A 14,401-nucleotide genomic window follows, 5' to 3' on the forward strand; every position below is an offset into this window, starting at 1 on the left:
TTCCAGAAAAGACCTAATTATGAATACAATGACGAATAAAGTAGCAGTAGTTACTGGCGGAGGGGGTATCCTCTGTGGGGAGTTGGCTAAGACATTAGCCAAAAATGGAGCGAAAGTCGCCGTGCTGGATTTGAAGAAAGAAGCAGCTGATAACCTGGCTGCTGAAATCAATTCTGCAGGAGGAACTGCTATCGGTGTGGCTGCTAATGTTTTAGATAAAGAAGCCCTGGAGGCGGCGCATCGAGAGGTACTCAAGGAGTTAGGGCCTTGTGAAATCTTAATCAATGGTGCTGGTGGTAACCATCCCAAAGGCACCACTTCCATGGAGCATTTTAGTCCTGACCAGCTTGATAAAGCAGATTTAACGTCCTTTTTCGATTTAGATCATGAGGGGGTTGAGTTTGTTTTCAATCTGAATTTCCTTGGTACGCTCATACCTACTCAGGTCTTTAGCAAAGACATGATTGGTAAAGATGACTGCTCGATTATTAATATCTCCTCCATGAATGCTTTTACCCCTTTGACCAAAATTCCGGCATACAGTGGGGCTAAAGCTGCTGTGAGTAATTTCACTCAATGGTTGGCCGTACACTTCGCCAAGGTAGGAATCAGAGTAAATGCACTGGCTCCCGGGTTTTTTCTCACGGATCAAAATCGCAGCTTATTGACTAAAGAAGATGGTTCCATGACGGAAAGAGGGAATAAAATTATCAGTCAAACGCCGATGGGTAGATATGGAAAGCCCGAAGATCTCAATAGCACCTTACTTTGGCTTTGTGATCCTGCAACTTCATTCGTAACTGGAATCGTAGTTCCAATAGATGGAGGATTTAGTGCGTATAGCGGTGTATAATTAACGGGGTAAAAATGGGATTAGAGCAAACATGGAGATGGTATGGACCGAAGGATCCAGTACCTCTGGCACACATCCGAATGGCTGGTGCAACAGGGATTGTCACTGCACTGCATCATGTGCCAAATGGAGAAATCTGGTCAGTAGAGGAAATCAACAAACGAAAAGCAGAGGTTGAAGCTGCTGGGCTGACCTGGAGCGTAGTGGAAAGCATTCCGGTGCATGAGGATATAAAGAAACGGTCTGGCAACTACTGGAAGTACATAGAAAACTACAAAGAGAGCATTCGCAATCTGGGGAAATGCGGCATAGATACGGTTTGCTACAACTTCATGCCCGTATTGGACTGGACACGAACTGATCTGGCCTACGAACTCTCAGATGGATCCAAGGCTTTGAGGTTCGATGCTGCACAGTTTGCAGTCTTTGAGCTATTTCTGTTGAAACGCCCGGGAGCGGCTGAAGCATATAGTCAAGACCAACTCTCACAGGCAGAGCGCGTTTTCAAGTCCATGAGTAGCGACCAAAAGGACTTATTGGTTAGCAACATCATAGCTGGATTACCAGGAGCCGAAGAAGGCTATACCCTAGAGCAGTTTCAGACGGTGTTGGACACTTATGGCGAGGTAGGCGACAAGGGTTTGCGGGAAAATTTGTATGCTTTTCTAAAAGCGATCATCCCAACAGCGGAAGAGGCTGGGGTATTGATGACTATTCATCCGGACGACCCACCGTTTCCTATTTTAGGATTGCCTCGGGTAGTGAGCACAGAAGCTGATGCCATGAAGCTGCTCAAAAGCTATGACAGCTTTCATAATGGATTGTGTTTCTGTACGGGTTCGTATGGAGTAAGGGCAGACAATGACCTGGTAGGTATGGTACAACGATTGGGACATAAAGTGAACTTTATCCACTTACGTGCTACCAAAAGAGATGCCAGTGGTAATTTCTACGAAGCTGATCACCTCGATGGAGATGTGGACATGTATGGCGTAATGAAAGCACTTGTTGAGGAGCAGGAGCGAAGAGTAAGGAAGGGAATTATTCATAAAATGCCGATGCGTCCGGATCATGGACACCAGATGCTGGATGATTTGGACAAGCAGACCAACCCGGGCTATTCGGCTATTGGCCGCTTGAGGGGCCTGGCTGAATTGAGGGGTCTGGAGTTAGGGATCCGAAGGTCAGCAAATTTTGATAGTTAAAAACAAGGGGAGGGTCAGAGCCCTCCGTTTTGTCAGTTTAGCTCACTCATCAACTCCTCTACATGCTTTTTATACAACATGCCCAAATCTTCTCTCAGGCAATTTGCCGCTCCGCAGGCAGCACCTAGGTTTGAGACTTGTTGCAATTCCATATTTTGAACTAAGCCAGCTACTACACCCGCAGTAAGGCAGTCTCCTGAGCCGATTGTGCTTATTACCTTATCGATTTTTGCCAGGCTGTGGTAGGTGTGTTGCCCTGATAATAGCTGTAGTCCTTTTGAGCCATCGGTAATGGCAGCTATCTCACAGTTGCTCAGGATGCGCTTCCCAGCACTTTCAAAATCAGTCTGGTAAAACTCGGTAATCTCTTTCCGGTTTAGGTGAACGGCAGTAGGCCGCATGTCTAGCGCATTGGACAGCTGCACACCGGTACAATCCAGCATAGTCGGCACATCGGCTTCCTGGCACAGGCCTATAACCTCGGCATAACCTTTTTCCGGTGCTCCTTTTGGCCAGGAGCCGGATAATGCGGCATATTGTACTTCGGGTAATGCTTTCCCGATGGCTTCCAGAAACAGTTCATAATCGCTTTTCGAGATGACCGGCCCTGTTCCCAGTATTTCAGTATCGTCAAAGTCTCCGGCCGATTTAAAGGTATAACAGCTTCGTGTCCACTCTTCCAGCTCAGGGCCAATGAATTTAATGTTCGGATAATAGTGGTTGGCCTTTTTTTGAATCCACTGTCCAGTTTCACCACCCCAAAAACCAGCTATAGTCACGTCAAAACCAAGTTCGGCCAGAGCCATACCCACGTGTAGTCCTTTGCCTCCAGGATAGCGTTTTTCTTCACTAATTCTATTGGGTACACCTACTTCAAATTGGGGCATATAGGCATAAATGTCTACTGCCGGGTTTGGGCAGACTACTAAAATGTGGTGGTCCATATTTTTAACTCAGTTTAGGCCATAGTTTCATTAAAGCAACCACAGACAGGGCTGCTACGATCATCAAGATGGAGGCATTTAGCGTTTGGCCGTATATAAAGAGGCCCGTGCCCATAAGGAAGGAGTAAATGCCGATGGTGCCGGCAATCATGCACAGGATTCCCACAGGTACTTTCCACGATGCTTGTTTTGCGGTAAGCTCATAACCCTGTGATTTTGCCTGATTGATAATGGATTTCCAGCCAGGTCCGCCAGGATTTACCTGGTTGATGAATTTTACCATGGTGTCCATACTGGTAGGTGAGGTCACGTAACTCACCGTTATCCAAGTAATGGTAGTAATGCCCACGCCGATCACCAGTTGCATCCAGTCAGCCATCGGCTCAAAGCCCAGTGGTTCGTGTACCAGTCCAAAATATATAGCGACTAAAAAGCTGATGATCATTGCTGCTAGCTCGCTGGCTGCGTTGATCCGCCACCAAAACCATCTTAAAATAAAAATCAGTCCGGTTCCCGCACCAATTTGAAGCAAGATCTGAAATGCCCCAAGTGCATTGTCTAGTAGTAGTGCAAAGATCATGGTGAAAACCATCAGTACCACAGTAATTACCCTCCCTACGGTGAGCATTTCTTTTTGTGAAGCTTCCGGTTTCATAAACCTTTTGTAGAAATCATTCACAATGTACGATGCGCCCCAGTTGAGGTGGGTAGAGATGGTAGACATATAGGCGGCAATGAGGGAAGTGACCACTAGCCCCAGTAAGCCAGAGGGAATGAACGTAAGCATGGCTGGATAACCCAGGTCATGATTGATGATGTTTCCGGCATCAGGGAAGGCCGTTCTAAAGCTGTCCAGATCAGGAAATACAATAAGGGAAGCAAGTGCTACAATGATCCATGGCCATGGTCTGAGGGCGTAGTGCGCTGCATTGAAGAACAGCACGGCCTTGATGGAATGGTCCTCATTTTTGGCCGCAAACATCCGCTGAGCGATGTATCCGCCACCACCAGGTTCTGCACCCGGGTACCAAACAGACCACCACTGCACCAGCAGTGGGATCAGGAAAATCATGATAAAAACCTGAGGGTCGGATGGAGAGGGGAACAAGTCCAGCTTATCCACCACGTTTTCGTGGGTTAGCAGGTTGTTGAGGCCGTTTACTTTAGGGTGGTTAATGGCCACATAAGCTGCGATAAACGCGCCACCTATCGATAGGAAAAACTGAAGGAAATCAGTAATTAAAACACCCTTCAGGCCTCCCAGTGAGCTATAAATAACGGTGACGGTACCTGCTATGAGTACCGTTTGTAAAGGTGTGAGGCCTAGAAGCACACCACCAATCTTGATGGCCGCCAGTGATACAGTAGCCATGATCATTACATTAAATAGTAGGCCAAGATAGATTGCCCTGAATCCCCGCAGGAAACGTGCTATTTTTCCACTGTATCTAAGTTCGTAAAATTCTACATCAGTGACTACTCCGGATTTTTTCCATAGCCTGGCATAGACAAATACAGTGAGCATTCCGGTCAGTAGGAAAGCCCACCAGGCCCAGTTACCAGATACTCCATTTTGACGAACTATGTCTGTCACCAGATTGGGAGTGTCTGTAGAAAATGTGGTCGCTACCATGGACACACCAAGGAGCCACCAAGGCATTTTTCCACTAGCTGTGAAATAATCATCTGCATCTTTGTTGCCTGATCTGGCTGTCCAGATGCCAATCCCCAGAGAGATGATGAAAAAACCGATCACAAATGACCAATCAAGGGCAGATAGTATCATATTTAAGTAATGTAACGAAAGTAATTATTTAGCAAAACGAAGGTATAAAATTATAATAATAATTTCATTTGCTTTGTTTTTATTTCTTAAGACTTTAATTTCAAGGCTCTATAGATAATTATCCAAGGTATACTCAAATGAAATGTTTTGCAATAATTACGTGTTTGATGATTCCATTGGCTGGAATGTCTCAATTCACAAAAGGTGGTTTTTTAGTAAGCGGAGATCTCAGCTTTAATGCAACTGATGCATATACTTCATATTCTGTGACACCCTCAGTCGGATTCTTTGTAGGTGATGGATTAGCTCTTGGTCTATCTGGTGGTGTTGGGGGTTATGATGAGAAGGATACAGACAACTCATCTTCACAATTAGCAATAGGGCCTATGGTGGAAAAATTCATTGAAATAAACGAAAGGGTTTCTTTTTCTCTGAAAGGCCAGGTGCTTTATCGTCATATTTCAGAACCGACCGAGCTTACTATATGGGAATCCTCCATCAGTCCATCTCTATTATTCTTCGCCACAGATAAGCTTGCTATTACGGCAAACATGGGGATGGTCCGGTATTCAAAATCTGATGATTCCGGCTCAAGTGGTATCTCCATAGGTTATGGCAATTTGGGGTTTGGGTTATCATGGTTTTTAGGGTAAAGTGAATGAAGAATTAACGATAGATAATGGATAGAAGAGATTTTGTATTAAAAACAGCAGCAGGGGTGACATTAGCAATGGCTAGCCCTTCTTTTACATTTGGAATTGGAAAATCAGTGGATAAAATCCGCATTGGGTTTATAGGTGTAGGAGCAAGAGGTACTGGTCAGCTTGGTTTAACATTAAGGAGAAAGGATATTATCGTAACTGCAGTTTGTGATATTGATCAGGAGCGATTGTCCAATGCGGCCCAGATGGTTCAGGATGCTGGTATGAAGAAACCGGCAATGTTTGGGTCAGGACCATACGCCTACCAGGAATTGCTTAGGAGAGATGATGTAGATGCTGTGATCATTTCCACTCCATGGGTTTGGCACACACCTATGGCTATTGATGCCATGGAGGCTAAGAAAGCCGTGGGTTTAGAAGTGGCAGGAGCATTTGACATACAGGAGTGTTGGGCGCTGGTAAATGCCTATGAAAAAACAGGCACCCCATTTATGATTTTAGAAAATGTGGCCTATCGTAGGGATGTAATGGCTGTGTTGAATATGGTAAGGCAGGATTTGTTTGGAGAGCTTATTCACCTGCAAGGAGGATATCAACACGATCTGCGCCAGGTGAAGTTTAATAACGGCCAGCAGTTATATGGCGGAGGGGTAGAGTTCGGAGAGAAAGCTTACAGTGAGGCTAAGTGGCGCACAGGGCACTCTGTTAATAGAAATGGAGACCTGTATCCAACACATGGTTTAGGTCCTGTGGCTAATTACATCAACAATAATCGGGGAAACCGATTTGTTTACCTGACTTCAACAGCATCGAAATCAAGAGGTCTTCATGATTACATTATCAATCATCCGCAGGGAGGTAAAGGACATCCAAATGCAGATGTGGAGTTCAAACTTGGAGATGTGGTAACGACGGTCATCAAATGTGCGCAGGGAGAAACGATCGTGCTGACTCATGATACCAATCTACCACGTCCATATTCGCTTGGTTTCAGGGTGCAGGGAACCAAGGGTGTTTGGATGGATGTAAATGATGGTATCCACATAGAAGGGAAAAGTCCAGCTCATGAGTGGGAAAGTGATGTAGAATATATGAAGAGATACGACCATCCACTTTGGAAGAAATATGAATCAGATACTGAAGGAGCTGGTCATGGTGGTATGGATTTCTTTGTGATTCACGCTTTTGTGGAAGCACTAAAGAGAAATGAACCTATGCCAATGGATGTCTACGACGCAGCATCCTGGGCAGCGGTAACCTGCCTTTCTGAGCAGTCAATAGCTGATGGTAGTGAGCCAGTGCAGTTTCCGGATTTCACTAGAGGTAGATGGATGAGTCGAGAACCGATATTCGGGTTTGATGACAGGTATTGATTGATTTTAATTCTTACAGCTATGGATTGGAGTATAGTTTTCATTGGATTGATCCTTTTACTAGGAGGAGCTGGATTAGTTTTTCGATTGGTTAGAACATTGAGCATCACCTTTAGAGTGATGCTTTTTTGTTGGTGGCTCGTATTGATTTGCTGCTTTGTAGGTATGGATATGGGATGGGTTTCAGCGGCAGTAGGTCTGTTGGTAATAGGAGTTTCTCTGCTGATAGGGGTCAACTATATGATCTTACATCCTGTAGCGTCCTCATCTGCCTTGCACGGATTGTTATCGGGTGATGGTAGCACAGCTGTTGAAGAGCGATCACTAAGTGAGTCGGATAGGAACATTTGGCTGATGTGGATGAAACAACTAGAATCCCGGACTAGAGTTGAAAATGAACATGATCAGTATCTCAATGATATTGTTGAGGAGTTGCTGGAAGTGTTGGCAGAAGCACGCATCAATGGCATGCTGGATCGTCGGGTAACGCTGGATGGTAAGGATGGTCAGTGGGGCCAATTGGCGCATTCAGTAAATGAGTTGCTGGATTCTTATGGGCAGTCCATTAAGCCACTTAATCATATTGTCAATGCCATGGCCAATGGGGATTTAACTCAGCGATATACGGAGGATACAGGTGGATCCATCTTTCACATGTCACAGAATCTCAACAGAGCATTGGATAACATAGATGGGCTATTGGCTCAGGTAGCTCTCAATGCTCATACCATCGATGACTCAGCCACAGAGATGAATAACACCGTCCAGGAAATGACATCAAGCACCAATGAGATTGCTACGTCAATTGGGCAGATGAGCAATGGAGCACGTGATCAGGTGCTTAAAATAGATGAAGCTTCTGCTCTGATAGATCAAATACGAACAGCTGTGATCCAAATGGGTGAGCATTCCGAATCGATTCACAAAGCAGCCAAAGAAGGTGTTTCTATCAGTGAGAAAGGTTTGGAGGATATGCAGGATATGGTTGCCAGTACAAGTGACATTTCGACTTATGCTGCCAAGACAAGTAACTCCATAGAGGTGCTGGATAAGCGAGCCAAGCAGATTGCTGGTGTTCTTAATCTGATAAGAGAAATAGCCGTACAAACAAATCTTCTGGCACTCAACGCGGCAATAGAGGCGGCACAAGCAGGAGATGCCGGAAGGGGCTTTGCAGTAGTGGCCGAGGAGATACGTAAGTTGGCCGATGACTCCAAAAAATCAGTTAAAGAAATAGAGGAGCTGGTAAAAGATGTGCAATCGGATACTGCCCTTGCCCTGGAGGCCATGAACCAAATGAGCTCTAGTGTCAGCAAGGGACAGGATAAAGTGGTTTTAGCATCCACTTCTTTTCAATCCATTTCTGAATCGTCCAAAGAAACACTCAAGCTGTCACAGGAAATCTTAAACGCGACCCACCATCAAATGACCAATATGGAAAGTTTGGTGGTGGTAACAGAGGGGATTGTGGTCATTGCCGAGCAGACTGCTGCCGGAGCGGAGCAGGTAGCAGCATCCGCAGATGAGCTGTCTTCTGGCATGACCGTATATCAGGATAAGGTAGGTGGATTAACTTCCATTGCCGAACAGTTTAAAGATGGTGTGAGCATGTTGAAACTATCCGATAAGAGTATCGAGAATAAAGTCATTTTTAAAATGAAAGACGCTTTCGAAAAGGAGAAGGCATTGCTCGATTCATTACTGGAGAATATGCCGGACTACATCTATTTTAAGGATCTTAAAGGGCGGTTTACTCGTGTAAGTAGCTCCATGAACGAGTTGTTTCATCAAGAGTCTGTCGAACAGCTGATTGGTAAGACAGAAGCGGAGTTGAAGGGAGTATCAAATACTGCGGCAGACCAGCAGGAAAAAGCAATCATTAGTACCGGTGAGGCACTGCTCAATCGAGTTGAGGAGGACAGGCAGGGTGATGGTACGGTGCGCTATTTGTTGATAAACAAACTGCCGCTGAGAGATTCGCAGGGTGCAATTGTAGGTACATTCGGTATATCCAGGGATATCACGGATATCAAGAACGCCGAAAGGGTTAATCAGGAACAACGCGATAAAATGCGAGCAAATGAGCGTGAAGCGGCGGATAAAGCTTTGAACAATGCCAAGGAGCAGAATAGATTGTTCGGGATGATATTGAATGAGCTTAAGGACAAGGTGGAGGTTAAAGCTCCTAATGGGGTATTCTATCTGGTCAATGATTCGGTGGCAAAGGATTATGGAGTGAAAGTTGAGGAGATTCTTGGTAAGGATGATTTTGCATTTTTTGATAGGGACACGGCTGCTAAGTATTGGGATGCAGAGCTAGAGATTATTAAAAATCAGAAGCCCGCAATTAGTCTGGAAAAAGTCACCATGAAAGGAAGTGACCGTTACTGGTTTATCAGAAAAATACCACTGATGATTCCTGAGTTCAATGATTGGGGATTGCTTGGCATCCAGAGTGAGGTGAAGGAATCTGAAGCGAAGGATGAACATTTTATCTCCGAGCTCAGAAAGGAGTACTCAGAGATTACTATTGATATATAGTCGGGTTTTTTACCTACGTTTTTTTAATGCCTGAGTAAGAAATTGCTCAGGCATTTTTTATTTAAAGCAAATGAAAGAAAATATGCTGTATAACATCACTTAATACTTTAAAAGAAACTAAACGAAAGTAATTACAAAATATTATTTCTTTCTTTTTTATTATTAAAATTATATATACTTTCGATACATTACTTTTACCAAACTATAACACTATGAAACTTAAAAATTTACTTTCGTTTAGTTTTTTATATGTCTTCGTTGCAATGGTTACACTAAGTGCGCAAGACAGAACTACCCTCTATGTAGATGGTAATTACACTGGAGGCTCTTCTGATGGATCAGAATCTGCTCCTTTTACAACGATCCGAGCCGCATTGGATTACAGAGGAAACACATTGGGGCTGTCCAATATGGAATCAGACGAGCGCATTTTGGTCAAATCAGGCAACTATGCTCCAGATTCTACGGAAATGATCTTTTTAACAGGAACCAACGGAGGAAAAGACAATTACTGGTTCACACTGGAAGCAGAGGACAGTGTCTATCTTGATGGATCTAACCTTTATAATAAAAAATTCGCTGCATTAATCGCTGTAACAGCAGGAGCAAAAAATGTACGTGTAAAAGGGTTTAAGCTGTATGGAATGCGAAACAATCAGAGCCTGGCTGATACGGTGGATGGCGTATATGTAAAAGATGGGAAATTCGGGATACAGGTAGCCAACACAGCTACCAATGTGGAGATTGTAGGTAATGAGATCTACGATTTCTCCTGGACAATCAATGTCGATCCAATGGATGGCCGTTTGGGGTTTTCTGGTGCCGATATTACCGAGATAAAGTCTGCAGATCCTGGCGATAACTCAGGAGCGATCAACGTGGTAGGAACTGATACCATTCCGATTACCGGATTGGTCATCAGAAATAACTATGTGCACCATGTGATCCCTGGTTGGACAGAAGGAATACAGGTAAATGGAAACGTTGATGGTTTTGAAATATCAAACAATATCATAGAGGAAGTTCAAAACATTGGGATTGTCGCTGCAGGGCACTACAACTGGGTTACAGAAATCCAGGGAGCTACTGTCACAGCTGCCGATAATTATGCCAGGAATGGTGTGATTAGAAACAATAAAGTAACCAGCTGTAGATCACCAATAGCAGCCGCAGCTGGGATTTACTGTGATGGCTCTTACAATGTGTTAATTGAGAATAATGAGACTTCTGATGGTCAGGTAGGTTTTTCTATTGGTAATGAAAATAGTAATGTGAGCTCTGGTGGACATACCTTAAGAAATAACATTACCTATGACAATGCATGGACAGGTATTATCGCAGGTGTCCCATATGCGGCCTCTGGCAGTACGATTGATTCAGTCACTATCACAGGTAATACGGTTTTCAGAAATGGTGGAGTTGCAGATACTTATCTGGGTAACATGGGAGCTTCTGAGCTTATCGTTCTTAAGCAAATCAAAAACCTGACAATCGAGAACAATATTGTATATGCTGCTGATCACGATAAGTTAGTGACCTTTGCCCTACCGTTTGACTCAACGTCTTTTATTGGGACAATATCTTTCGACTACAATATTTACTACACCAATTCTACTGCTACTCCTGCTTTGGGAGTGTTTGACTGGTCTCAGTTAGGGGCTGGTTACGATTATTACGGAACATTTGCCTGGTACCGTACTAACAGAACCAATCAAGATGCTAATTCTTCTTTTGCCGATCCGCAGTTTGAGAGTACTGCCACAGGTGACGTAGATCTAAGGTTACAAAGTGGGTCAGCGGCTATAGATGCGGGAGATCCTGGATATAGTGTTGCCGCGGGGGAGACTGACTTTTTTGGTAACGACCGAATAGCCAATAGTGTACTAGATGCCGGCGCATTTGAGTCAAGTAGTAGTGCTGCAGGTGATGAGGCTGCAACCATAGATGGGATAAAAAGTACTAGTGAAAACTATGTGACTTTACAAACTGGAGTCACAGAAGGAGTTTTTAGCAGTATTTACGGATATGAGGACAATAACTTTGTGTATGTATACGCAGAGTACTCCGGATCAATGGCAGAGTATTCGGTGTTTGTAAATACGAACGGATCTACCGGATATCAGGAAGTTTGGACGGATAAATCAGACTATTACGTAGATGGAAACCTTGATTTATTTAATTATTACACTGGTACAGGTTCTTGGCCATTTGATGCTGACAACTCAGTGATGACTGTGAAATTTATCAAGACCGATTCCACCATAGAAGGAAGAATACCAAAGTATGCATTGGGTATCGGGGAAACGGGAACTATCGGTCTGGGAATAGAAGGTTATTCGACCAATTGGGCATCAAGTGTTGGGTCCATTCCAGTAGAAGATGATCCGATGGTTTATTTGACTTTAGATGGCGGCTCAGAAGCAGGAAGTTTTTCTATCGATGGTATCAAAAGCCCTGTTGAAGATTATGCTGCTCTAATCACTGGAGTATCAGGCAGTGCATTTAGCAATATGTATGGATTTGTTGATGCAGAATATATCTACGTCTATGCAGAAATAGCAAATGACAGTTTGCGTGAGTATGATGTCTATGTGAATACGAATAGCAGCACTGGTGAAGCATACTTTTGGACAGATAAGTCCAACTACTACATTGATGGAAACTATAATCAGCTAAACGAGTACACAGGTTCAGGTGGTTGGCCATTTGAAGAGTCTACAAACTCTACCGGAATTGAGTTTGTAATGACTCCTACGGCAGTAGAAGGGAAAATTCTAAAATCATTGATTGGTGTAGGTAGCTCTGGTACAATAGGTTTGGGTATAGAGGGGCACACGAAAGGTTGGAACACTAGTCTCGGCGGTGCTCCTACTTCTGGAAACAGTATGGTTTACTTATCATTAGCCTACTCAGGGTCTCGAGTTGCGACTCAATCCGGTGAAGTTGAGATTGAAGCGTCAATACCAACTGTTGCAGTGTATCCAAACCCTGTGGTGGAGACATTAAGCATCCAGCACTTTATGGAGTCTGAAGGGGCTGTAGAGTTAAGCATACACGGGGTAGATGGCAAGCTATATCATCAATGGTCAGGGGTGCTGACATCTGGGAATCATGTGCAGAAAATCGCAGCAGACAAGCTACCTAAAGGGATGGCGATCGTTCGCTTTATGGTTAATGGGGAAATAAATACTCATAAAATTTTCATTAAGTAAATAGTTCATAAGCTAAGTTAATTCGAAAACCATTCGGGCTCTGCCTGAATGGTTTTTTAACCCTCAATTTATAATGCAACTCAACCAATCATCCTTAGACACTTATTTGCTGGAGGTACAGTCGTTATCTCTATCGGAACATGGTCTATATATCCAGTGTATTTCAAAAATATTAATACACCACCTGAGAAATACGCATGTCACTAATGTTGATGCGGTGAACTTGAGGATAGCCGCTCTTAAGAAAATGCTCAAGGCACACGAAGACGTGCTTTCATCTAAGCGCTTGTCGTCTCACTTATTTTCTTAAATGATTGTGCTGATCCCGCAAATCTACATGCGTACTGCCTGATTCAATGTTGGATATGGATGGAGCCAATCTCGCCCTGGAGATCATGGGCCATCAAACGAATTGATAACTTACCATCTTTATATGACCAGCCCTTGATTTGAATGCCTGGATTGTTAGATTCAATTTCTTCTGGCTCTCTGTTGGTCAGGACGTTGAGCTCCTGATCTCCATACCAGCAGATATCCACCTTTGTCTTGTCTGAGGTATTGGTTACTTCCAGGATGTTACCTGTCGAATCATGCCATACCAGCCCTTTAGGTAGGTTAGTGCCTACCTCATATTTAAGTATGTATTTTTTTGGAAGCAATGACGGTAGGAAAAGAAAGGCGTATCCCTGATCTTCATAGTAAGCTGGAATGATGGCTTCATCCAATGTAGCAGCGGAGATGTGTTGGTTTGCGTCTATTTTAACCTTCAGTACCATATTGGCAGGAAAGTGCCCACGATACACCTCATCTGGCATACTAGTGTTATCGATCTCAACCAACCCTGGTTGAGTTTCATTGATTACGGTGTATTTGTTATATAGCCATTGAGAATGCATCTGTGCAGTGTTTTTTGCACAATATCTGTCTTTACTTGCTTGGACTTGTTTGTAATATTTCACCCATTTAGCTGTAACAGCTTCCTGGGATTCCGTGTCATTGAATAACAAGTTTGGCCAGTGTGTTTCTATGTAATCAGTGGGTTGCTCTGCTAGCGCTGTTTCTGGAAGCTTACCTGGAGAGTCCCATTCATTGCCATAGTTGTAGCGATTCATTACATGCACTTGGTGGTCGAACCCGCCTCCATTGTGTTCTGTTGGAGGGTTGCATGCAGGTATCTGACTAAAGTCTGTATTGGCATACTTTACTCCGTATTCTCCGAGTACAGATCCGAGGCTGTAAGCGCCATTGGGATTCCAATAGTAACTATAAGCACAAGGAACGAAGCTCTCCGGGAATGAATGGCCGTTCTCCACTGAAATGCCGTATTGATTCATAATTCGAATGAAACATTTCACATGATTTCGAATTTCCTCTTCCGGCCAGGGATGCTGATCGTCTGTATTGTACCATTCGGCTCTATTGCGCTTCCCATCTTCTGGCCAGAATTCATGCCCTACGCCATGTAGGCCAAACTCCAGGTGGCTGCTTACGGACTTCACATATTCCATCATTTCTATTTGTAAATCAGAAATGTTATCAGAATTGTCGAAATCTGCTCTCATCTGTGTGGTAGAGGGGAAGTCTCCAAGGAAATTTTCCCGATCCATTTCACCTAGGATGAACAGCCCTTGCAAACGCACACCTACCTTTTGAGCCAGGTCTACCACAGCTTTGTAATCTTCCAAAGTCATATTCCTGTCCAGTCCAGTACGATAGGGGCCATACCCATCTTCTCCCTCATTGTGACCTTGCATCCAGCCCAGGTCATCAATAGCTATGGCAAACGGTCTGGGAAATGATAATTCATTCATTGGGTATCGATTGT

Annotated in this window: 9 protein-coding genes; 6 read left to right on the forward strand and 3 right to left on the reverse strand. The window is 43.9% G+C overall.

From position 1 onward, the window contains the following. The first annotated feature begins 28 nt into the window (after nt 1-28). Nucleotides 29-853 carry an SDR family oxidoreductase gene (locus ACO067_RS18195; protein WP_421876676.1) on the forward strand — a complete coding sequence of 275 codons (825 nt, stop codon included), beginning with the start codon at nt 29-31 and terminating at the stop codon, nt 851-853. 14 nt (nt 854-867) lie between these two features. Further along, nucleotides 868-2,058 (forward strand): mannonate dehydratase, encoded by a 1,191-nt coding sequence (gene uxuA / locus ACO067_RS18200; RefSeq protein ID WP_421876678.1) that lies wholly within the window; start codon nt 868-870, stop codon nt 2,056-2,058. 32 nt (nt 2,059-2,090) lie between these two features. Here uxuA and ACO067_RS18205 read toward each other — a convergent pair whose 3' ends face one another. Then, nucleotides 2,091-3,002, reverse strand: coding sequence for a 1-phosphofructokinase family hexose kinase (locus tag ACO067_RS18205; RefSeq protein WP_421876681.1), 912 nt, complete (start codon nt 3,000-3,002; stop codon nt 2,091-2,093). A 4-nt stretch (nt 3,003-3,006) separates the two neighbouring features. Further along, on the reverse strand, nt 3,007-4,788 hold the full coding sequence (locus ACO067_RS18210; RefSeq protein WP_421876683.1) for a sodium:solute symporter family protein: 1,782 nt from the start codon (nt 4,786-4,788) through the stop codon (nt 3,007-3,009). 167 nt (nt 4,789-4,955) lie between these two features. Between ACO067_RS18210 and ACO067_RS18215 the strand changes: the two genes are divergently transcribed. The 4 genes from ACO067_RS18215 (at nt 4,956) to ACO067_RS18230 (ending at nt 12,576) form a co-directional block, all read left to right on the forward strand. After that, nucleotides 4,956-5,441: a hypothetical protein gene (locus ACO067_RS18215; protein ID WP_421876685.1), complete on the forward strand. Its 486-nt coding sequence runs from the start codon at nt 4,956-4,958 to the stop codon at nt 5,439-5,441. A gap of 26 nt (nt 5,442-5,467) precedes the next feature. Then, nucleotides 5,468-6,823, forward strand: coding sequence for a Gfo/Idh/MocA family protein (locus ACO067_RS18220; RefSeq protein WP_421876687.1), 1,356 nt, complete (start codon nt 5,468-5,470; stop codon nt 6,821-6,823). 21 nt (nt 6,824-6,844) lie between these two features. After that, the gene (locus ACO067_RS18225) at nt 6,845-9,364 is read left to right on the forward strand and encodes a methyl-accepting chemotaxis protein (protein WP_421876689.1); all 2,520 of its coding nucleotides are present in this window, start codon (nt 6,845-6,847) and stop codon (nt 9,362-9,364) included. Between the two features lie 212 nt (nt 9,365-9,576). Then, nucleotides 9,577-12,576 carry a choice-of-anchor Q domain-containing protein gene (locus ACO067_RS18230; protein WP_421876691.1) on the forward strand — a complete coding sequence of 1,000 codons (3,000 nt, stop codon included), beginning with the start codon at nt 9,577-9,579 and terminating at the stop codon, nt 12,574-12,576. A gap of 353 nt (nt 12,577-12,929) precedes the next feature. Here the strand turns inward: ACO067_RS18230 and ACO067_RS18235 are convergent, their stop codons facing one another. Beyond that, on the reverse strand, nt 12,930-14,387 hold the full coding sequence (locus ACO067_RS18235; protein WP_421876693.1) for a hypothetical protein: 1,458 nt from the start codon (nt 14,385-14,387) through the stop codon (nt 12,930-12,932). Nucleotides 14,388-14,401 lie beyond the last annotated feature (14 nt).

Source organism: Marinoscillum sp., assembly GCF_965229915.1.
In the GTDB taxonomy this organism is placed as follows: Bacteria; Bacteroidota; Bacteroidia; order Cytophagales; family Cyclobacteriaceae; genus Marinoscillum.